Origin of the sequence: Halorubrum sp. Boch-26 (assembly GCF_029889805.1) — an archaeon.
Taxonomy (GTDB): domain Archaea; phylum Halobacteriota; class Halobacteria; order Halobacteriales; family Haloferacaceae; genus Halorubrum.
On record NZ_JARANT010000025.1, the window covers coordinates 1 to 19,913 of the forward strand.

Consider the following 19,913-nt stretch of genomic DNA (forward strand, 5'->3'; position numbering starts at 1 on the left):
CGCTAGCCCAGCAGACAAAGGGTCACGTCGGCGCCGACATCGAGGCGGTCGCCCGCGAGGCGTCGATGAACGCCTCCCGGGAGCTCATCGGCAGCGTCACGCGCGAGGAGGTCGGCGAGTCCGTCGGCAACGTCCGCGTGACGATGGCCCACTTCGAGGACGCCCTCGACGAAGTGCACCCGAGCGTCACCCCCGAGACGCGCGAGCGCTACGCGGAGATCGAAAAGCAGTTCAAGCGGTCGGAGGTCGACCGCACGGACGCCGATCCCGGGACCGCGTTCCAGTAGTCGGGACGGCGGTCAGATCGGCATCGGTCGCGGGCGCGGACGCGATTGATTTTTAAATCAGTCCAGCCGTCGACAGCAGGAAGAACGCGGCGACGAGGACGATCCCGATCGTGACCAGCCGCCACGCGAGCTTCAGCACGAACTTGCCGACGACGATGACGATCGCGACGGCGACCAAGGCGACGAGCAGCTGTCCCGCCTGACTGGCGAGGAGCCCGGCCTGAAGCGGCAGCGACGATGCCAACGCGGCGAGCGAAGTGGTCATGTCCGGGCTCACGAGCACGTCGGGCATAAGCTTGTGGGAGAGACGCTCACCTAGCAGTTATTGGATTCTGATAAATACCGGTGAATACTGCGGTGGCGAGCCGCGGGCGCCGGGTCGCTTCGCGGGCTCGATCGCGGTAACGCGGGACGTGACGGCGAAAATACGGGGCGAATAACCCCCCTTTTGTTCCGGTGGGAGAGCCGGCACTTCCGTCGGTTTCTCGTCGAAACAATCAGTTTCACTCCGCTCTGGCCATCCTTATGTATCCGGAACACGTGCAGTTGTAACGTAATCGAATCCGGCGTCAGACACGCGGACCGGGAATTACATACCGAATCGAACAGGTAGTTACCTATCCGGGCCGGGAGCGGAACACAAAAGGGCCTGCTGCGACAGTACGTAGACACCATATATGAGCCAGAACGCACGTCAACCGAGCGGGGTGGCCGTCGAATGAGCAGCGACGGCGTCGCCGCCGACGAACTCGAACTGCCGATCAAACGAACCACGGGCGAGACGATGGAGGAGCGCCTCACCGCCAACGCCTACCACAACATCCTGCCCGCGCGGTACCTCCGGAAGAACGCGGACGGCGAGGCGATCGAGAACCCCGAGGAGCTGTTCGACCGCGTCGCGCGCAACGTCGCGCTCGCGGAGGCGGTCTTCGAGGCCGAGAAGCAGGGCGTCGAGGTCACCGTCACGCCAGACCAGCTGAAGCCCGACCACCCCCGCCGGGACGAGCTGGCGGAGGAAGTGTTCGGCGCCGGGACCGCCGCCGAGGACGAGGCGGAGACGACGCTGACCGCGCACAACGTCAACAAGTTCGCGTACGAGACGGTCGTCCCCGCGCTTCCCGAAAGCGTGCGCGACCACGTCGAAGCGACCGCGGACCGGTTCCGCGACGGGATGGAACAGCTCTCGTTCATGCCGAACTCACCGACCCTGATGAACGCGGGCGACGAGCTTCAGCAGCTCTCCGCGTGCTTCGTCGACTCCCCCGACGACGACATCACCGACATCCACCAGACCGCCAAGGAGGCGGCCGAGGTGTTCCAGTCCGGCGGCGGCATGGGGTACGCGTTCTGGAAGCTCCGCCCCTACGGCGACTCAGTCGGCTCGACGGGCGGCATCGCCTCCGGCCCGATCACGTTCATGCGGACGTTCGACCAGATGTGCGAGACGATCGCGCAGGGCGGCGCGCGCCGCGGCGCCCAGATGGGCGTCATGCGCGTCTCGCACCCGGACGTCATCCAGTTCATCCACTCGAAGAACAAGGACGTCTCGCTGGCGCACTCGCTGCGGCTGAATGACCCCGACGACTTCACGCACAACTCCTTCGCGGACGCCTTAGAGGAGGCCCGAGAGCTGATCGACGAGGACGGAAAGGTGCCCGAACACCTCCGGAACGCGGTCGAGGGGCACCTCTCGAACTTCAATATCAGCGTCGGCGTCACCGACGACTTCATGGAGGCGCTGTACAACGACGAGGAGTTCACCTTCACCAACCCGCGCACGGAGGAGCCGCACGTCGCGACCCCCGAGACGAAGGAGATCTACGACATGTTCGGTCTCGGCGAGCACGTCGAGGTCGGCGAGGTGCTCTCGATCCCCGCACAGGAGCTGTGGGACGACATGATCGAGGGCGCCCACGAGAACGGCGAGCCGGGCGTCATCTACCTCGAACGCGTGAACAAGGAGCACTCCTTCGACACCGAGGCGCACCCGGACCACCGGATCCTCGCGACGAACCCCTGCGGCGAGCAGCCGTTAGAGGAGTACGAGGCGTGTAACCTCGGCCACATCAACCTCTCGACGCTCGCGGCGCAGGACGCGCCGGACTGGCGCGTCTGGTCCGAGGAGCACGCCGACGAGTACGAGTCGAAGGAGGCGGCGATGTCGGCGTTCCTCGAGGAGGCGATCGACTTCGAGGAGTTCGACGAGCGGATCGACTACGGCACGCGCTTCCTCGAGAACGTCGTGACGATGTCGGACTTCCCGGTCGAGAAGATCGAGCAGAAGGTCCGCGACATGCGGAAGATCGGACTCGGAGTGATGGGGCTCGCCCAGCTGTACATCCAGCTCGGCATTCAGTACGGCACCGAGGAGGGCAACGAGGTCGCCCGCCAGCTGATGACCCACATCAACCACGCGTCGAAGCAGACCTCTCACGAGCTCGCGACGGAGCGCGGGACGTTCAACGACTGGGAGGAGTCGAAGTACGCGAACCCCACCGAGCACCGCGACTGGTTCGAGCACTACACCGGCCTCGACGCCGACGAGTGGGCGGACGGCTTCCCGATCCGCAACCACAACACGACGACGATCGCGCCCACGGGCACGACGTCCATGATCGGGAACACCACCGGCGGCTGCGAGCCCATCTACAACGTCGCCTACTACAAGAACGTCTCCGACGACGTGCAGGGCGACGAGATGCTCGTCGAGTTCGACGACTACTTCCTGCGCACCCTAGAGGAGAACGACGTCGACGTCGACGCCGTCAAGCGGGAGGCCCAAGAGCAGATGGCGACGAACGAGTTCGACGGCGTGGACGGGTTAGAGACGGTGCCGGACGCGATCGGCGAGCTGTTCGTCGTCACCGGCGACCTCTCGGGCAAGCAGCACGCGGCGGTCCAGTGCGCCTGTCAGGAGGGCGTCGACTCCGCCATCTCGAAGACGTGTAACTTCCCGAACGACGCCACCGCCGAGGAGATGGAAGAGGTGTACCGCTACATCTACGACCACGGCGGAAAGGGCGTCACCGTCTACCGCGACGGCACCCGCTCGAAGCAGGTGCTCACGACGCGCGCGAAGAACACGGAGTTCGCCGACGAGAGCGAGGCGGCCGAGACGATCGTCGAGCAGATCGGCGAGGTGTTCGGCGGCGTCGAGGCGTTCCTCGGCAACGAGGACGTGCAGGCGGCGATCGATACGGAGATCGCGGACCTGCTAGAGGCGAGCGAGCAGCCCCGGATCGACTACAGCGAGCGCAGCCCGCGCCCCGACTCCCTGAACGGCGTCACCCAGCGCGTCGAGACGGGGTACGGCAAGCTGTACGTCACCATCAATGAGGACGAGAACGGGCTGCCGTTCGAGCTGTTCGCGAACATCGGCCACTCCGGCGGCTACACCAACTCCTTCACCGAGGCGCTCGCGAAGGTCATCTCGACGGCGCTCCGCTCGGGCGTCGACCCCGAGGAGATCGTCGACGAGCTGCAGGGCACCCGGAGTCCGAAGGTCGCTTGGGACAAGGGCGAGCAGATCCAGTCGATCCCGGACGCGATCGGCACCGCCCTCCGGCGGTACCTCGATGACGATGTCGACAAGGGCATTCCGCAACAGCAGAGCCTCGACGACGTCGAGCGCGACCTAGCGAACGAGCCGGCCAGCCAGACTGACGGCGGCGCGGTCGACGCCGGCTCGGCCGACGCCGGCGCGGCGATCGACGCCCCGAACGCGAACGGGCCGGCGGCCGAGGACGACGCGGCCGGCGCCGACGACGCGATGCAGGAGCTCATCGCGGCGGGCGAGTCGCCCGAGTGTCCCGACTGCGGCGGGATGAACCTCTACTACTCCGAGGGCTGCAAGACGTGCGAGTCGTGCGGCTGGTCGGAGTGTTAGACGCGGCAGGCTGTCGGTAACGAGCTATCGACGGCGCGGTTTTTTACCGCCGGCACGAGCCGGGAAATGAGAGATAGCGGGAGTACGTGTGTCAATTCGGTCGATCGGTTGTTTATAAGTAAGCGAGCGGTGTCGCTGTCGGTTATTTACATACCGTTGACGACGCTTCGGCGAACATCTCCAAAGCCCCCGCCGCTCGGCTGCACGTCGTCGCAGTCGCTGGTGCGGCGAACATCTCCAAAGCCCCAGCCGTGAGGAGCGCGAACGCTCGCTGCGCTCCTCGTCACTCGTGTTGCTCGTTCCTGCGGTGCTTTCATCGCCTCCGCGCTCCTCACGGCTGCCCCTTTGAGTCCCACCCCACACCGAAACCGCACCTCACACCTCCCCAGCCTCGCGGTTCGCGCTCTCCGAGCGCTCACCGCGTCCCTCGCGGACTCCTCGCGGTCGCCGCCGGCGACCGCTCGGAGGCGCGCCACCGCCTCATCAGGTGATAAACGAGCGTCGCCGTCCTCACGAGTATTTAAATACCACACCGCTGCCGCCGATCCGCGACACTCGCTCCGGCAATCGGTCGACCGACGAGCGCACCGCTTCGGGGCGGCGACGAACGGAACAGAATCGCGACCGCAGAGGACTGCCGCCGAGTTAGTCGTCTTCGAGCGCCTGCGCGATACGCTGGAGCTGGCGGGTCGCGTCGCGGACCTCGTCGCGGAGCTGTCGGACCTCGCGCACGAGCTCCTCGTTGCCGACCTGGTCGCCGCCCTCCTCGCCGCGGCCACCGGGACCGCCCGGTCCGCCGCCCATCCCGGGCGGGCCGCCGGCGCCGCCGGCGCCGCCGGGACCGCCGCCGCCCATCATGCCGGACATCATCTGCGCGAACGGGTTGCCGCCGCCACCGCCGCCCATCCCGGGCGGACCGCCGCCACCGCCCATCATCTCCTCGGGATCGGGCCGGTCGCCCTCCTCGCGCTCCTGCTCGCGTCGCTCGCGGATCTCCTCGACGCGCTCGCGGAAGGACTTCTCCTCGTCGTCGCCGCCCTCGGCGTCTCCGCCGTCGGCCCCGGCGGCGCTGTCGCCCTGTTCCTCGGCGTCGGTGGTCTCGTCGTCTGCCATGGACACCGGTTCGGTAGCCCGGCCGAAAAGGGTTGTTGCTCCGGCTCTCGACGGTGCGTTTATACCGGGGGGACCGACTCCGTGCTCGCTGCGCGGCCGCCTCGTCCCGGCCCTCAGGCCCGGACCGGTCGGTGACAGTTCGGACACTCGGTCGTCTCCGCGTCGCGGCCGACCGCGGGCACGCGGTTCCCGCAGTTCGGACACCGCGTCCGGGTGCGCGCGTACTCGGTGCTCGACGGGACGGGGGATCGATCGGCGTCGTCGGTCATAGAATCATGACAGCTACTAGCACACTAATAACTTGCCACTATATGCCTAAAACGTCATAAAGGCGGTTAAAACGGGTGAGGAATTATCTTCCGATGATCGTTCGTACACCGATCTCGTCACTCGTGCCCGGAGACGCGGACCGACTCGTACGGCTCCTCGAGCCACTCCAGGTCCGAGGCGGACAGATCGATGTCGAGCGCCTCGACCGCGTCCTCCAAGTGCTCGACGCTGGTCGTCCCGACGATGGGCGTGTCGACCCACTCCTTGTGGAACAGCCACGCCAGGGCGATCTGGGCCATCTTCACGCCCTTCTCGTCGGCCAGCTCCGCGACGCGCTCGTTGACCGCCGGGCCGCCGCCCTCGCGGTAGGGGTGCGCGTAGAGGTGTTCCTCGGTCTCCCCGCGTAGCGTGGCGTCGACCTCTTCGTGCGGCCGGGTGAGGTACCCGCGGGCGAGCGGACTCCACGGCATCACGCCGATCCCCTCCTTCTCGCAGAGGGGGAGCATCTCGCGCTCCTCCTCGCGGTACGCGAGGTTGTAGTGGTTCTGCATCGTGGCGAACCGCTCGTACCCCTCGCGGTCGCTCGTGTGGAGCGCCTCGGCGAACTGATGGGCCCACATCGAGGAGCCGCCGACGTACCGCACGTCGCCGCGGCGGACGGCGTCGTCGAGCGCGGCCAGCGTCTCCTCGATCGGCGTGTCGTAATCCCAGCGGTGGATCTGATAGAGGTCGACCGCGTCCATCCCGAGCCGGTCGAGGCTGTTCGACAGCTCCTGTTCGATCGCCTTCCGCGAGAGCCCGCCCGAGTTCGGGTTCGACTCGTCCATCTGGAAGTAGCCCTTCGTGGCGACGACGGTCTCCTCGCGGTGGCCCGCCAACGCCTCGCCGAGGACGCGCTCCGACTCGCCGTTCGAGTACATGTTGGCGGTGTCGAAGAACGTCACCCCGAGCTCCAAGGCGCGCTCGACGATCTCTTTCCCCTCCTCCTCGTCGAGGACCCACTCGCGCCAGTCAGAGTCGCCGAAGCTCATGCAGCCGAGGCATATCTTCGACACCGTCATCCCGGTGTCGCCGAGGGTCGTGTACTCCATACCCCGAGCAGGCGGAGCCGGGACAAAAAACCACCCCGGGCGCGGCCGTCCGGGGGCAGTGGCCGAGGACCGATCCGAGCGCGCCCTCGAAGCTTTGTCGACGGAGTCCGTCTGATACGCCGTGAGCGAGCGATCCACCCTGTGGCTGCTCGGCGACCAGCTCAACCCCGACCTCGACGCCCTCGCCGACGCCGACGAGGTGCTGGTGATCGAGGCGCACGGCTTCGCCGACCGGAAGCCGTACCACGCCCACAAGCTGACGCTCGTCTTCTCCGCGATGCGGCACTTCCGGGACGAGCTCCGCGAGCGGGGCCACGACGCGACGTACCTGCGGGCCGAGTCGTTCGGCGAGGGCCTCGACGGATTCCTGGCCGACCGCTCCGATCCCGACCTCCGGCTGATGCGCCCCGCGAGCCACGGCGCCGGCGAGCGCCTCCGCGAGCTCGTCGCCGAGCGGGGCGGGTCGCTGGAGCTGTTGGAAAACGAGCTGTTCTGGACGACGCCGGACGAGTGGCGCGAGTGGGCGGGGAGCCCGAACGAGAGCGGGACTGCGGCGCTCCTCGACGTGGACGGGGCCGCCGAGCGGAGCTACCGACAGGAGGGCTGGTACCGCCGCGTCCGCCGCGAGACGGGCGTGTTGATGGACGGCGACGAACCGCTTGGCGGGGAGTGGAACTACGACGACCTGAACCAGGAGACGCCGCCGGACGACTGGACGCCGCCGGATCGGCCGCGGTTCGAACCGGACGAGCTCACCCGCGAGACGCACGCGTGGGTCCGCGACCGGTTCGACACGTGGGGAACCGACGACCTCGACGAGTTCGCGTGGCCCGTCACCCGCGGCGAGGCCCGGACCGCGCTCGACGCGTTCGTCCGCGAGCGGCTACCGTCGTTCGGCCGGTACGAGGACGCGATGGTGACGGGCGAGCCGTTCCTCTCGCACTCCCTGTTGTCGCCCGCGATCAACCTCGGCCTCCTCGACCCGCACGAGCCCGTCCGGGCGGTGGAGGCCGCCTACGAGGAGCGCGGCGTCGACCCGGGCGCGTACGACCCGGGCGACCACGGCGCGGCGGGCGGCGGCTCGGAGGCGACACTGGACGCGTTTTCGGAGGAAGATAGCGGGGCGGACGCGGGCGACGGCGCGGGTGCCGACGCGAGCGAAAACGACGACCCGGACGAAGAGGCCGACCTTTCCCCAGTGCCACTCAACGCCGCGGAGGGGTTCATCAGACAGGTGCTCGGCTGGCGGGAATTTATGCGACACGTCTACCGCGAGGCGATGCCGGAGCTGGCGACGGCCAACCAGTTGGAGCAGTCCCGGGAGCTCCCGCCGGCCTACTGGGACGGCGACACCGACATGCTCTGCCTGTCGGAGGCGGTCGGCCACGTCCGCGAGCACGGCTACGCCCACCACATCGAGCGGCTGATGGTGCTGTCGAACTTCGCGCTGATCTACGGCGCCGACCCCGCCGAGGTGAACGAGTGGTTTCATCTCGGGTTCGTCGACGCCTACCACTGGGTGACGACGCCGAACGTCGTCGCGATGGGGTCGTTCGGGACCGACGTGCTCTCGTCGAAGCCGTACGCCTCCTCGGGGAACTACGTGAACCGGATGAGCGACCACTGCGCGTCGTGTCCGTACACCGTCTCTCGGACGACCGGCGAGGGGGCGTGTCCGTTCAACGCCCTCTACTGGGACTTCTTAAAGGAGAACGAGGAGACGCTCCGCGGCACCGGACGGATGGGGCTGATGTACTCGCACGTCGACAACAAGGACGAGACCGAGTGGGCCGAGATCCGCGAACGGGCGGAAACGGTCCGACGGCTGGCTGCGGACGGAGCGCTGTAGGAGGGATCGAGTGTTCGACGGTGCGTCGCGTCGGTCCTACTCGCCGGCGGCGATCCGCCGCAGCCGGGGGAGCGCCTGCTCGTAGCCGAGCGCGACGACCCCGACGTACAGTGCGAGGAGTCCCATCCCGACCGCCCACGCGCCGAGCACGAGGTCGCCCGTGGAGGCCGCGGAGAGTCCGAACTGTTCAAGCACGATGCCGACCGTCGAGGCCGCACCGGCCCCGACGACGACGGCGAGCAGCTCCGCGAGTTCGACCGCGACCGCAGGTACATCGACCATACCGGTCCGCGTCGACCGCGGATTATCACTCTTTCGGGAGCGGCGTGAGAGGGCATTCGGATCGTAGAGGGCGTGTATCGCCCGAACGTCGGCTACTTGAGGCCGAAGATGCGCATCGCCGAGTCGGCGACGCCCTTCGCGATCAGTCCGAGCCCCGCCAGCAGGAGCGCGATCCCGCCGCCGATAACGGGATCGTAGACGGTCAACAGCCCGACCGCGAGGATGAGGAGGGCGACGCCGACGAGGCCGGTGAGTCCGAGCGTGTCGCGCATACCCGCCGATCGTCCCCGTCGCGGTTTAAAAAGGGCGCTTCCGCGCGAGAGCGGCCCTTTTATTTCCGGGAGCGCGTATCACCGCGTACGCATGAGCAACGGAGACGGCGACGGTCGAAACGACCTCCGGATGCCCGACGACGACGAGGTGTTCGCGGAGGTCGTCGAGATGCTCGGCGCGAACCGGGTCCGCGTCCGCTGCGCCGACGGGAAAGAGCGGACCGCGCGCATCCCCGGGCGGATGCAGAAGCGCGTCTGGATCCGCGAGGACGACATCGTCCTCGTCGAGCCGTGGGACTGGCAAGACGAGAAGGGCGATATCGCGTGGCGCTACGAGAAGAGTGAGGCGGAACAGCTCCGCGAGGAAGGCCACCTAGGATAAGGCACGCCGAACCGAGCGCGGACCGAACCACCGACATCACGGGACCGACGCCGGGCTCCGCGGGGCCCCTTCCCGCAGGTCCCCTTGCCGAGGGCTCCGCGAGGGCGACGAGCCGCCGGCGGCCGCCGCACCGTTTTTAAGTCCGAACGGCCCCGAACGAGCGTATGCTTCGGCTCGCGATGACGACCGACGCGGAGACGTTCGACCGAGTGCGCGAGCCGCTCGCGACCCGTGACATCGCCGTCGAACACGTGCAGGCGAAAGAGCGTTCGCTCCGTGTCTCGGCCGGGCAGCGCGGCGGAGAAGGGAGCGCGGGCGAGGGAAGCCGCGACGGCGAGTTCGACGGCTTCGACGTCGGCTTCGTCTACCCCTCGCGGCTCATGGAGGGCGCCGTGGTCGACGCGCGCCTGTCGGTGCCGTGGGTGAACGGCCGCGACGCCGTCCTCGCCTCGCGGAACAAGGCGGGCGCGCTCGCCGCGCTCGACGACGCCGGGCTCCCGACGCCGCGGACGGCGCTGGTGTCGAACCCCGTCGACGAGGCGGTCGTCACCGAGGCGGTCTCGTCGATCTCGTACCCCGTCGTCGTCAAGCCGAACTCCGCCACCCGGGGGGTCGGCGTCGCGACCGCCGGCGATCTCGACTCCCTGTTGGGCGTCGTCGACTACCTGAACCTCGTTCACGACTACCGCGCGACCGGGGACAAGTCGTACCTGATCCAGGAGTTCCTCCCCGGCGCCCGCGACTACCGGGCGATGGTCGTCGACGGCGTGTACGCCGGCGCGGTGCGCCGAGAGCTTCCGGCAGACGCCCGCGAGCGGGGTCGGTGGAAGCACAACGTCCACCGCGGCGCCGAGGCGACCGGCGTCGACCTCCCGGAACGCGCCCGAGAGCTGGCCGAGCGGACGGCCGAGACGCTCGGAATCGACTACCTCGGCGTCGACCTGCTCGAAATGGACGACCGACTCGTCGTCAACGAGACCAACGCGCGGCCGACGGTGGACGCCGCGACGAAGTACGAGCCCGACTTCTACGACCGACTCGCGGGACTCATCGAGCGGACCGCCGCGGGAGAGAGCTGATCGGGAGCAGAGAGGACCGACGACTATTCGAGGTCGATGGACGCGGAGTCGTCGTCGCGGTCGAAGGTGACCTCGAGGATACCGTTGTTGAACGTTGCGTTCGCGGAGTGCTCGTCGACCGGGACGGGGAGGTCGACGGTCTCGTCGTACTCCCGCCGGTCGGAGGCCGCGGAGATGGTGAGCGCCTCGCCGTCGCACTGCAGGGAGAGCTCCTCTTTCGAGACGGCCGGGAGGTCGGCGACGAGCCGCACGCCGTCGTCGGTGGCGTACGCGTCCACGTGGGTCGCCGATCCGAAGCCGGCGTCCTCGGTGCCCGGTTCGCCGTTGGCCATCTCGTTCATCATCCGTTCGATCTCCTCGAAGAAATCGCCGAACGGATCGTCACGGTCGTCTCTATCCATACCCCACGTGAGGGTAGTGATCCCGATAAGCCTTCTGTCGGTCGCCGTATTGGCCGGCACGGCGCGGCGCCACGCGAGGTCGATCCGGCGCCGCCGGTCGGGAATTGCCCCCGATCGTCGACACCGTTCGTAACGAAATCGAACGATAGTGACTATCTCAGACCGACTCGGCCGGATTTAAGTATCTGCGGCTCGGCTTTTTCAAATATGAGTAAATCGTACCTCGATGCGGCGGGCGATGTGAGCGACGACGAGGTCGTGCGGGTCGGTCTCAACGGGTTCGGTCGGATCGGACGGAACGTGTTCCGCGCGGTGCTGGAGGCGCCGCGGATCGAGCTCGTCGGCATCAACGACGTGATGGAGTTCGACGACATGGCGTACCTCGCGAAGTACGACACCGTCATGGGTCGGCTCGACGGCGTCGAGCGCGAGGGCGACGCGCTCGCGATCGGCGGCACCTCGGTCCCGCTGTACAACGTGCAGGACCCCGCGGACCTCCCGTGGGACGAGCTCGACGTGGACGTGGCTCTGGAGTGTACGGGCGTCTTCCGGACGCGAGAGGACGCGAGCGCGCACTTGGAGGGCGGCGCGGACACCGTGATCATCTCGGCGCCGCCGAAGGGCGAGGAGCCGGTAAAGCAGCTCGTCTACGGCGTCAACCACGACGAGTACGAGGGCGACGACGTGATCTCGAACGCCTCCTGTACGACGAACTCCATCACGCCGGTCGCGAAGGTGCTCGACGCGGAGTTCGGCATCGACGCCGGCACGCTCACCACGGTCCACGCGTACACCGGCTCGCAGGCGCTCATCGACGGGCCGAAGGCGAAGACGCGCCGCGGGCGCGCGGCCGCCGAGAACATCGTACCGACCTCGACTGGCGCCGCCGGCGCGGCGCAGCAGGTCCTCCCGCAGTTGGAGGGGAAGATCGACGGGATGGCGATGCGCGTCCCGGTCGCGAGCGGCTCCATCACGGAGTTCGTCGTCAGCCTCGACGAGACGGTCACCGCGGAGGAGGTCAACGCCGCCTTCCGCGACGCCGCCGACTCCGGCCCGCTCGCGGGCGTGCTCGGCTACACCGACGACGAGGTCGTCTCCAGCGACATCGTCGGCCTCCCGTTCTCCAGCTACGTCGACCTGGGGTCGACGAACGTCATCGCCGGCGGGAAGCTCCTGAAGATCCTCACCTGGTACGACAACGAGTACGGCTTCTCGAACCGGATGCTCGACATGGCCGCGTACGTTCAGGACGAGGCGTAAGCGGCTGACGAGGCCGGCGGGCGGTTGGCCTGACGCCCCCGGCGGCAACGTTCCCCCGGAGAACCACCGCTTAAATATCTCATCGACGACCGTTCACTCATGCCCACGTTCGACACTATCGACGACCTCCCGACAGACTCGCGCGTCCTCGTTCGGCTCGATCTCAACTCGCCGATCGAGGACGGAGTACCGCAGGACAACCGCCGCTTCGAGCGCCACGCGGAGACGGTCAGCGAGCTCGCCGACGCGGGCCACCGAGTCGTCTGCATGGCCCATCAGGGCCGCCCCGGGCGCGACGACTTCACGTCGCTGTCGGGCCACGCCGCGATCCTCGCCGAGCACGTCGGCCGCGACGTCGCCTTCGTCGAGGACACGTTCGGCGAGGCGGCGCTGTCCGCCGTGGACGCGCTCGGCGCGGGCGAGGTCCTCCTGTTGGAGAACACCCGGATGTGCGACGACGAGCTCCCCGAGGCGTCGCCCGAGGAGAAGGCCGACACCGAGTTCGTCCGGACGCTCGCGCCGCATTTCGACGCCTACGTCAACGACGCCTACTCGGCCGCCCACCGGAAGCACGCCTCGCTGGTCGGGTTCCCGCTCGCGCTCCCCGCGTACGCCGGCCGCGTGATGGAGACGGAGTACGAGGCCAACACCGCCATCGCCACCCGCGAGTTCGACGGTCCGGTGACGATGGTCGTCGGCGGGACCAAAGCGACCGACGTGATCGGCGTGATGGACGCCCTAGACGATCGGGTCGACCGGTTCCTCCTCGGCGGCGTCGCCGGCGAGCTCTTCTTGCGCGCCGCGGGCCACCCGGTCGGGCGCGACGTGGGAGAGATGGACCTCTTCGACGAGCAGTGGGCGGCGAACCGCGAGCTGATCGAGTCGGTGCTCGACGAGCGCGGCGACGCGATCCACCTCGCGACGGACCTCGCGTACGAGGGGGCCGACGGCGAGCGCGCGGAAGTCGCCGTCGGCGATATCGACGAGAAGACCGCGGGGTACCTCGACGTGGGCTCGGAGACGGTCGAGACGTACGAACCCCTGATTCACGAGTCCGACGCGGTGTTCGTGAAGGGGGCGCTCGGCGTCTTCGAGGACGAGCGGTTCGCCGACGGGACCGTCGGCGTGCTCGAAGCCATCGCCGAGACCGACTGCTTCTCGGTCGTCGGCGGGGGCGACACCTCGCGCGCGATCGGGATGTACGGGCTCGACGAGGACGACTTCTCGCACGTCTCCATCGCGGGCGGGGCGTACATCCGCGCGCTGACGGGCGAGCCGCTGCCGGCCGTGGAGGTCCTCGAGGCGGCGGCCGGGCAGCAGTAGGGCGGACGGATTTCCGCCCTCGCGGTCGAGCTACTCCTCGTTGAGGTCGAGGTCGAACTGCTCGTTCTCCGTCACCGCGTTGAGCACGACGCTCGTGTTCGACTCGCGGATGTCGGCGTCGGTGAGGATCGACTTGATCTGGTCGTTCATCCCGTCCGTGTCGGTGAACTTGCCGATGGCGATCACGTCGTAATCGCCCGTGACTTCGTAGACGCTTACCATCTGTTTCTCCTGTTTGAGCTTCTCTGTGACGTCGGGGAGCGCGCTTCCCTCCACCTTCAGCTGGAGCACGGCCGTCACGTCGTAGCCGAGCTTGTCGTAGTCGACGATGGGCGTGTAGCCTCGGATCACGCCCTCGTCTTCGAGATCCCGGAGGTGATTCGAGACGGTGGTTACGGACACGTCGAGGTCGTCGCCGAGGCTCCGGAGGCTCGCGCGACCGTTACTGAGAAGCGAGTTGACGAGTTTGGCGTCGAGGTTTTCGTACGTCATCACACCTATCCACGCATTCGGGGGTTTATAATTTTACGAACGTCCAGCAGTATTGCCGGACCGGCGGTTCATGCACCAAGCGATAAGGCCTTTATACTGGCAGATAACTAACGAAGCGTCCAGAACATGACGGACGAACACGCGAAACCAGACGGCGGCCTCACGGCCGAAGAACAGGCTGTACTCGACGAGATCGAAGAGGAAAACGTCGACTTTCTGCGGCTCCAATTCACCGACATCCTCGGCGTCGTGAAGAACGTCTCTGTCCCGGCCCATCAGGCCGAAAAGGCGTTCACCGAGGGAATCTACTTCGACGGCTCCTCCATCGAGGGGTTCGTGCGTATCCAGGAGTCGGACATGCGGCTCGTTCCCGACCCCGACACGTTCTCGGTGCTCCCGTGGCGCAGCGGCGAGGACGGCTCGGCGGCCGCGCGGCTCATCTGTGACATCGTGACTACGGAGGGCGAGCCGTTCGTCGGCGGCCCCCGCCAGGTGCTGAAGAGCGTCCTCGAGGAGGCCGAGGAGATGGGCTACACCGTCTCCATCGGGCCGGAGCCCGAGTTCTTCCTATTCAAGACCGACGACGAAGGGAACGCGACGACGATCCCCCACGACAACGGCGGCTACTTCGATCTGGCGCCCAAGGACCTCGCGAGCGACGTGCGCAAGGAGATCATCTTCACGCTAGAGGAGATGGGCTTCGAGATCGAGGCCTCGCACCACGAGGTCGCCGAGGGGCAACACGAGATCAACTTCAAGTACGACGACGCGCTCACGACCGCGGACAACATCGCGACGTTCCGCGCCGTCGTCCGCGCGGTCGCGAGCCAGCACGACCTCCACGCGACGTTCATGCCCAAGCCGATCGCCGACATCAACGGCTCGGGGATGCACAGCCACATCTCGCTGTTCGACGAGGACGGCAACGCCTTCGCCGACGACGACGACGAGTTCAATCTGAGCGAGACGGCCTACCAGTTCATGGGCGGCATCCTGAACCACGCGAAGGCGTTCACGGCGGTCACCAACCCGACCGTGAACTCCTACAAGCGCCTCGTGCCCGGCTACGAGGCGCCCATCTACGTCGCGTGGTCCGACACGAACCGCTCGGCGCTCGTCCGCGTCCCGGACGCCGCGGGGGTCTCGGCGCGGTTCGAGGTCCGCAGCCCCGACCCGTCCTGTAACCCCTACCTCGGGATGGCGTCGCTCATCGCCGCCGGGCTCGACGGGATCAAGACCGGCGCGGACCCGGGCGACCCGGTGCGCGAAGACATCTACGAGTTCGACGACGAGAAGCGTCAGGAGTACGGCATCGAGACGCTACCGCCGAACCTCGGCTCCGCCGTCGAAGAGCTGGAGACGGACGAGGTGCTTCAGGAGGCGCTCGGCCCGCACACCTCCGAGAAGTTCGCCGAGGCGAAGTCCCAGGAGTTCAGCGAGTACCTCACCCAGGTCTCCCAGTGGGAGGAGGACCGCTACCTCGAGACGTTCTGAGGCGACGGCGCGGTCGCGGTTTCTCGGCGTTTTCGGCTCTCTCGGCGCGTTCGATTTTTCGGTGGTTTCGGTGCTCTCAGTCTCGTCCGATGTCGCTTCGTCGCGTAGTTCCCGACTGACGACGAGGCGCTTCGCGACCGGCACGCGGACTCGACGAGCGATCGATAACGGGAGTGAGTGTATCGATACGATTGAGTGGTTCTTTATCAGTGATCGAGTGGTGTTGCTGTCGGCTGTTTACACGTGATCGACGACACTGCGGCGAACACCTCCAAAGCCCCAGCCGGCGAGGCGGGCGCACGCTCGCTGCGCGCCTCACTCGGTCGCTCACTTCGTTCGCTCTGTCGTTGCGGTGCTTGTGTCGCCTGCGCCCGCCTCGCCGGCTGCCCCTTTGAGTCCCACCCGCACAGCACCGCAACCGCACCTCACGCCTCCCCAGCCTCGTCGGTCGCCGTGGGCGACCGACTCCCTCGCACCGTCGTCGCCGGCGGCTCCGCCGCCGGCTGCCAGAGGGACCGAAGGTCCCTCGCGGTTCGCGGCCCTCTGGGACGCTCACCGGGGCGCGCCACCGCCCCGGCTATTTATAAACGATCGTCGCTGTTGCTCGTGTCTTTTAAATGTCGTATCATCACCAACGATCTGCAACACCCACTCCCGCGATCGGTCAGAGGGATACACCGCGATCCCCACGGAACTCGCTCAGCTCCGATCACTCGATATCGCCTCGATCCGCTCCGGCAGCGCCGGAAGCGCGACCACGGCGACGACCGCCGCGGTGGTCGCGGCCAGCGTGACGACGAGCGAGTCGGCGAGCGCGTACGCGCCGACCCACAGCGCGCCGGTGACGGCGAGCGCCGGGACGGCGATCCGGACCGGGACCGCGGGCTCGTCGCCACCGACGAGCCGCCAGCCCGCCGCGCCGCCGACCCCGGTGGCGATCCCGATCCCCGCCTCGACGACCTCGCCGGTGTGCCCGGCGGCGAACGCGACGCCGGCCGCCGCGAGCGAGACGACCGCGGCCAGCAGGAACGCCGGCGTGGGGTCGAGCCCGCTGGTCGGCTCGCGGCGGTCCGCCCGCGAGGCGGTCCGCCCGCGGAAGCGGGGGTCACCCGCGAGCCACAGCGCGCCGACCACGACGCCGCCGCCGAGGAGGAGTCCGACGACCACGTCGACGAGGTAGTGTACCCCGATGACCACCCGCGAGCCCGCGACGGCGACGGCGACGACGCCGGCTGCTCGCAGCCGCATCCGCTCGGTCAACGCGCGGTCGTACAAAAGCGCCAGCGCGCCGTAGGCGGCCGCACCGCCGGTGGCGTGCCCGCTCGGGAAGCCGAAGCCGTCGGAGAGCACCTGCGCCTCGTACCACCCGGAGAGCAGGCCCGGAAGCCACGTCGGCACGTCGACGGGGCCTATCGCGCCCGGCGGTCGGGGGACGGCGAACCACGCCTTGCCGAGCGCGACGGCGGCGTACGCGCAGGTGACGGCCGCGATCGCTGTCGCGCCGGCGCGGCGCGGCGAGGCCGCGAGCCGGTCGCCGGCGAACCAGTAGGCGACCGCCAACAGTCCGAAGAGGAACCACGGGTCGGCGAGGTGGGTGACGGCCGCGAAGGCGACGACGACGACCTCGGGGAGCGCGTCGACGAGGGCGGTCTCGCCGACACCGCGCTCCGCGGAGACGAGGGCGGTCACGAACCGATCACTCGGATTAGTCGTCGCCCCGGTCGCGGGCGTAATCGAGCGCTTTCCCGGGCGTCTCGAGCAGGTTGAGGCCGATGCCGGCGATGATGAAGAGCGTGTACAGCCCGAGCGTCGACAGCCCGAGGATGAGCATCGCGGCGATGGCGTAGAGGCCGTCGAGGAAGGAGAACGCACCAAGTATCAGCACCGTGCCGTACAGCAGCACGAGATACGGTCCCCAGCCGCGGGCGTGGCCGCGTCGCATCCGCGACCGGACGTAGCGTTTCAGCTCCGACTCAACCGCGGGCTTGTCGACGGTGCGACGCTCGACGTCGTCTTCGAACTCGTCGAACTCCGCCCGCAGCCGCCCGACTTCCTCCTGGAGCGCCGCGACGTCCGGCGCCCCTCGGGGCCGCTCCTCGTCGCCGGCGTCGCCCGCGCCGTCCGACTCGCCGTTCATACCCGTGGGTCGGCCGCGGTCGTGTTGTAACTGCCGGTCCGCGGCGTGGTCGGGAGCGGCGACCCCGCCGCCCCGCCCCGCGAGAACGACGTTGACGACGCCGCCGACCACGACGACGACGGCGGCGAGGTACAGCCACGTGACCAGAAGCAGAATTCCGCCGATCACGCCGTACACCTGATACTGTCCGGCGCTCGCGGCGTACACCTGAAAACCGGCCTGCAGCAGCGTCCAGCCGACGGCGGCGAAGACGGCGCCGGGAAGCGCCTCCCGGACCCCGATCTCGGGCTGGGGCAACAGGTAGTACATCGGGAGGAAGACGACGGCGAGGAAGGCGGGCAACGCGAGGACGCTCGCGGCCTCAACGAGCGGGACCGCGCCCGCGGCCGCGACGAACGCGCCGACGGCGACCATCACGCCGATCCCGACGCCGACTGCAAGGACGACGGAGGCGGCGTCGGTGACCTGCTTCAGGAAGTTCGGCGCCCCCTCGGCCCCGTACAGCTCGACGAAGGCCGTGTCGAGCCCGCGGAACACCTTCAGCGTCGACCAGAGCAGCACGGCGACGCCGAGCACGCTGGCGCCGGTCCGGCCGCCTGCGGCGGAGATCGCGCCGACGACGGCTTCCTCGCCGGCGGGGGTGAGGAACCCCCCGGCCGACGCCGCGAGCTCGGCGGCGATGGCCTCGCCGAAGGCCGCGGTCGCGACGACGACGAGTAGCAGGAGCGCGGGGATCAGCGAGACGAACGCGTAGTAGGCGATCGCGGCTGCGAGGAACGTTACCTGCCGGTCGATCGCGACGTCGACGACGCGCCGCGCCGTCCCAAAGGCAGTGGTCGAGTGTCGGGGCACGCTCCCCGATTCGGGCGATGACGACAAAAACGAGGCGGTGCGGTCGGGACGGAGTGCGCCGGGACGGAGCGAGCCGAATCGGGACGCCGAGGCGGTCAGTTCGCGGTGCCGTCCGCGGGGTCGACATCGTCCGCGTCGCTCGCATCACCCAGAATCGCCGTCCGCATCTCGGGGATCGACGCCGTGCTCTTGACCGCGGTGCCGCGGTAGTGGGCGCGGCTGGCCTCGTAGCCGGCTCCTCGCAGACGCGCCACGAACTCATCCATCCCGATGGCCGGCTCGCCCCACGCCTTGTACAGCCGATGCTGGTCGTAGTGTGTGGGGGTGTCGAGCTCGCGGGCGACGGTCCCGAGGAGCGTCCGGGCGCGCTTCGCCTCGCCCATGTCGTCGGTGACCCGGCTCCGGACCGCGCGGGCGAAGTCGGCGTCGGCGACCGGTCCCAGCCACAGCGGTCCGGCCGTGAGCACGCGGTCGCCGCCACAGACGGGACAGCCGTCGACGGGATCGGCGACCAGCCCGCGAGTCGGCTCCCGCCAGAGGCAGTCCTCGCAGTTGTCGACGTACCCGAGTTCGTCGATGCAGGCGTCGGCCGCCTGCGCGCCGGACTCGAGTTCGAGGTAGGTCCGCGCGTAGTGGCGCGAGACGTGCGAGACGATCGGGCGCGCCGCCTTATCGTAGCGCGCCGCGGTGCGCACCAGCGCGGAGATCAGTGTGCGGAGCCCCATCTCGGGGTGGTAGTCGGTGTTGCGCGGGACGGCGCCGTACTTCCGGATCCCGCTGTTGAGGTGCGCGCCGCAGAGCGGGGCGGTGTCGGTGGCGGTGACGCAGACGAGGTTGCGCGCGTTCGCGAGCGCGGCGTCGGCGAAGGGGATCGGCGTCCCGTACGGGTCGAGGTCGACGACGTCGAAGACGTTCTCGTACAGCAGCGCGTTGACGTCGCGGCGGACCGTCTCGCCGTCGAGATCGTTGGCCGCGAGGTTCTCGGCCGCGAGGTCGACGGCGTCCGGGTCGACGTCGGCGCAGGTGACGTCGTACCCCTCGGCGGCGGCGCGGACCCCGCGGATCCCGGAGGCCGCCATCGCGTCGAGGTACGAGGCCGCGCGCGGCTCGCGCTCGCGGTACGCGCGCAGCACCGCGACGGTGACGTCGCGGTTCAGTTCCTGGGTCGGGTTGAAAAAGACCCCGCCGCCGGTGCCCTCGCTGGCCCCGTCGCGGGCCTCGGGGACGGAGACGGTGAGACCGCCCTCCTCGATGTCCATGCCTCGGCTTCGGCCATCCGGCACAAAAGGACCGCGCTCCGCCAGCGATCCCCCTGGCGACCGCGCCGTTCACACCCCTCGCGAGCGACGCGGCCGTGAAGCGAGAGTTTTAGCCCGTCACCGCGGATAGGTGTACACACTGATGCACGTTACGCTCAATCGGAGCCGCGACGACCGCCCGGCG

General features: G+C 68.5%; 18 protein-coding genes and 1 pseudogene. 8 read left to right on the top strand and 11 right to left on the bottom strand.

Annotated elements, in window-relative coordinates; translation table 11 throughout:
• Positions 1 to 287 (top strand): annotated as a pseudogene (locus tag OQF71_RS05505) (AAA family ATPase); the annotation flags it as partial.
• Positions 288 to 339: 52 nt separating this feature from the next.
• Here the strand turns inward: OQF71_RS05505 and OQF71_RS05510 are convergent.
• Positions 340 to 579, bottom strand: coding sequence for a hypothetical protein (locus tag OQF71_RS05510; protein WP_280586358.1), 240 nt, complete (start codon positions 577 to 579; stop codon positions 340 to 342).
• Between the two features lie 426 nt (positions 580 to 1,005).
• Between OQF71_RS05510 and OQF71_RS05515 the strand changes: the two genes are divergently transcribed.
• Positions 1,006 to 4,173, top strand: a complete 3,168-nt coding sequence (locus OQF71_RS05515) for an adenosylcobalamin-dependent ribonucleoside-diphosphate reductase (RefSeq protein ID WP_280586359.1) — start codon at positions 1,006 to 1,008, stop codon at positions 4,171 to 4,173.
• A 645-nt stretch (positions 4,174 to 4,818) separates the two neighbouring features.
• Here OQF71_RS05515 and OQF71_RS05520 read toward each other — a convergent pair.
• The 3 genes from OQF71_RS05520 to OQF71_RS05530 all read right to left on the bottom strand — a co-directional run bounded on the left by OQF71_RS05520 (position 4,819) and on the right by OQF71_RS05530 (position 6,647).
• Positions 4,819 to 5,286: a hypothetical protein gene (locus OQF71_RS05520; protein ID WP_280586360.1), complete on the bottom strand. Its 468-nt coding sequence runs from the start codon at positions 5,284 to 5,286 to the stop codon at positions 4,819 to 4,821.
• Positions 5,287 to 5,399: 113 nt separating this feature from the next.
• Positions 5,400 to 5,555 (bottom strand): hypothetical protein, encoded by a 156-nt coding sequence (locus tag OQF71_RS05525; protein ID WP_280586361.1) that lies wholly within the window; start codon positions 5,553 to 5,555, stop codon positions 5,400 to 5,402.
• Positions 5,556 to 5,672: 117 nt separating this feature from the next.
• On the bottom strand, positions 5,673 to 6,647 hold the full coding sequence (locus OQF71_RS05530) for an aldo/keto reductase (RefSeq protein WP_280586362.1): 975 nt from the start codon (positions 6,645 to 6,647) through the stop codon (positions 5,673 to 5,675).
• Between the two features lie 121 nt (positions 6,648 to 6,768).
• On the opposite strand from OQF71_RS05530, the gene OQF71_RS05535 reads away from it, so the two are divergent.
• Positions 6,769 to 8,496 carry a cryptochrome/photolyase family protein gene (locus tag OQF71_RS05535; RefSeq protein WP_280586363.1) on the top strand — a complete coding sequence of 576 codons (1,728 nt, stop codon included), beginning with the start codon at positions 6,769 to 6,771 and terminating at the stop codon, positions 8,494 to 8,496.
• A gap of 36 nt (positions 8,497 to 8,532) precedes the next feature.
• On the opposite strand, the gene OQF71_RS05540 is transcribed toward OQF71_RS05535, so the two are convergent.
• Positions 8,533 to 8,778, bottom strand: a complete 246-nt coding sequence (locus OQF71_RS05540) for a hypothetical protein (protein WP_280586364.1) — start codon at positions 8,776 to 8,778, stop codon at positions 8,533 to 8,535.
• Between the two features lie 92 nt (positions 8,779 to 8,870).
• Entirely contained in the window at positions 8,871 to 9,050 is a 180-nt protein-coding gene (locus OQF71_RS05545) for a hypothetical protein (RefSeq protein ID WP_280586365.1), read from the bottom strand.
• 91 nt (positions 9,051 to 9,141) lie between these two features.
• On the opposite strand from OQF71_RS05545, the gene eif1A reads away from it, so the two are divergent.
• Both eif1A and OQF71_RS05555 read left to right on the top strand, forming a co-directional pair.
• Complete coding sequence (gene eif1A / locus OQF71_RS05550; RefSeq protein ID WP_280586366.1) at positions 9,142 to 9,432, top strand: translation initiation factor eIF-1A; 291 nt, start codon at positions 9,142 to 9,144, stop codon at positions 9,430 to 9,432.
• A gap of 164 nt (positions 9,433 to 9,596) precedes the next feature.
• Positions 9,597 to 10,511: a RimK family alpha-L-glutamate ligase gene (locus OQF71_RS05555; protein WP_280586367.1), complete on the top strand. Its 915-nt coding sequence runs from the start codon at positions 9,597 to 9,599 to the stop codon at positions 10,509 to 10,511.
• Between the two features lie 23 nt (positions 10,512 to 10,534).
• Here the strand turns inward: OQF71_RS05555 and OQF71_RS05560 are convergent, their stop codons facing one another.
• The gene (locus tag OQF71_RS05560; protein WP_280586368.1) at positions 10,535 to 10,912 is read right to left on the bottom strand and encodes an Hsp20/alpha crystallin family protein; all 378 of its coding nucleotides are present in this window, start codon (positions 10,910 to 10,912) and stop codon (positions 10,535 to 10,537) included.
• Between the two features lie 207 nt (positions 10,913 to 11,119).
• Between OQF71_RS05560 and gap the strand changes: the two genes are divergently transcribed.
• Both gap and OQF71_RS05570 read left to right on the top strand, forming a co-directional pair.
• Positions 11,120 to 12,172 (top strand): type I glyceraldehyde-3-phosphate dehydrogenase, encoded by a 1,053-nt coding sequence (gap, locus tag OQF71_RS05565; RefSeq protein ID WP_280586370.1) that lies wholly within the window; start codon positions 11,120 to 11,122, stop codon positions 12,170 to 12,172.
• 99 nt (positions 12,173 to 12,271) lie between these two features.
• Positions 12,272 to 13,495 (top strand): phosphoglycerate kinase, encoded by a 1,224-nt coding sequence (locus OQF71_RS05570; RefSeq protein ID WP_280586371.1) that lies wholly within the window; start codon positions 12,272 to 12,274, stop codon positions 13,493 to 13,495.
• A gap of 30 nt (positions 13,496 to 13,525) precedes the next feature.
• On the opposite strand, the gene lrp is transcribed toward OQF71_RS05570, so the two are convergent.
• Entirely contained in the window at positions 13,526 to 13,987 is a 462-nt protein-coding gene (gene lrp / locus OQF71_RS05575; protein WP_267662483.1) for an HTH-type transcriptional regulator Lrp, read from the bottom strand.
• A gap of 126 nt (positions 13,988 to 14,113) precedes the next feature.
• Here lrp and glnA point away from each other — a divergent pair, with 126 nt between their 5' ends.
• On the top strand, positions 14,114 to 15,481 hold the full coding sequence (glnA, locus tag OQF71_RS05580; protein ID WP_280586372.1) for a type I glutamate--ammonia ligase: 1,368 nt from the start codon (positions 14,114 to 14,116) through the stop codon (positions 15,479 to 15,481).
• A gap of 699 nt (positions 15,482 to 16,180) precedes the next feature.
• Here the strand turns inward: glnA and OQF71_RS05585 are convergent.
• The 3 genes from OQF71_RS05585 to OQF71_RS05595 all read right to left on the bottom strand — a co-directional run bounded on the left by OQF71_RS05585 (position 16,181) and on the right by OQF71_RS05595 (position 19,729).
• Complete coding sequence (locus tag OQF71_RS05585) at positions 16,181 to 17,170, bottom strand: phosphatase PAP2 family protein (protein WP_280586373.1); 990 nt, start codon at positions 17,168 to 17,170, stop codon at positions 16,181 to 16,183.
• A gap of 16 nt (positions 17,171 to 17,186) precedes the next feature.
• Positions 17,187 to 18,470, bottom strand: a complete 1,284-nt coding sequence (locus OQF71_RS05590; protein WP_280586374.1) for a YihY/virulence factor BrkB family protein — start codon at positions 18,468 to 18,470, stop codon at positions 17,187 to 17,189.
• Positions 18,471 to 18,565: 95 nt separating this feature from the next.
• Positions 18,566 to 19,729: a tRNA (guanine(26)-N(2))-dimethyltransferase gene (locus tag OQF71_RS05595; RefSeq protein ID WP_280586375.1), complete on the bottom strand. Its 1,164-nt coding sequence runs from the start codon at positions 19,727 to 19,729 to the stop codon at positions 18,566 to 18,568.
• Between the last annotated feature and the right edge of the window lie 184 nt (positions 19,730 to 19,913).

Bases quoted from the DNA above. Each gene is read 5' to 3' on its own strand.
- OQF71_RS05570 (WP_280586371.1), top strand. From the start codon at position 12,272: ATGCCCACGTTCGACACTATCGACGACCTCCCGACAGACTCGCGCGTC.
- OQF71_RS05540 (WP_280586364.1), bottom strand. From the start codon at position 8,778: ATGGTCGATGTACCTGCGGTCGCGGTCGAACTCGCGGAGCTGCTCGCC.
- OQF71_RS05555 (WP_280586367.1), top strand. From the start codon at position 9,597: ATGCTTCGGCTCGCGATGACGACCGACGCGGAGACGTTCGACCGAGTG.
- OQF71_RS05530 (WP_280586362.1), bottom strand. From the start codon at position 6,647: ATGGAGTACACGACCCTCGGCGACACCGGGATGACGGTGTCGAAGATA.
- OQF71_RS05515 (WP_280586359.1), top strand. From the start codon at position 1,006: ATGAGCAGCGACGGCGTCGCCGCCGACGAACTCGAACTGCCGATCAAA.
- eif1A (WP_280586366.1), top strand. From the start codon at position 9,142: ATGAGCAACGGAGACGGCGACGGTCGAAACGACCTCCGGATGCCCGAC.
- OQF71_RS05595 (WP_280586375.1), bottom strand. From the start codon at position 19,729: ATGGACATCGAGGAGGGCGGTCTCACCGTCTCCGTCCCCGAGGCCCGC.
- OQF71_RS05520 (WP_280586360.1), bottom strand. From the start codon at position 5,286: ATGGCAGACGACGAGACCACCGACGCCGAGGAACAGGGCGACAGCGCC.
- glnA (WP_280586372.1), top strand. From the start codon at position 14,114: ATGACGGACGAACACGCGAAACCAGACGGCGGCCTCACGGCCGAAGAA.
- OQF71_RS05560 (WP_280586368.1), bottom strand. From the start codon at position 10,912: ATGGATAGAGACGACCGTGACGATCCGTTCGGCGATTTCTTCGAGGAG.
- lrp (WP_267662483.1), bottom strand. From the start codon at position 13,987: ATGACGTACGAAAACCTCGACGCCAAACTCGTCAACTCGCTTCTCAGT.
- OQF71_RS05525 (WP_280586361.1), bottom strand. From the start codon at position 5,555: ATGACCGACGACGCCGATCGATCCCCCGTCCCGTCGAGCACCGAGTAC.
- gap (WP_280586370.1), top strand. From the start codon at position 11,120: ATGAGTAAATCGTACCTCGATGCGGCGGGCGATGTGAGCGACGACGAG.
- OQF71_RS05545 (WP_280586365.1), bottom strand. From the start codon at position 9,050: ATGCGCGACACGCTCGGACTCACCGGCCTCGTCGGCGTCGCCCTCCTC.
- OQF71_RS05510 (WP_280586358.1), bottom strand. From the start codon at position 579: ATGCCCGACGTGCTCGTGAGCCCGGACATGACCACTTCGCTCGCCGCG.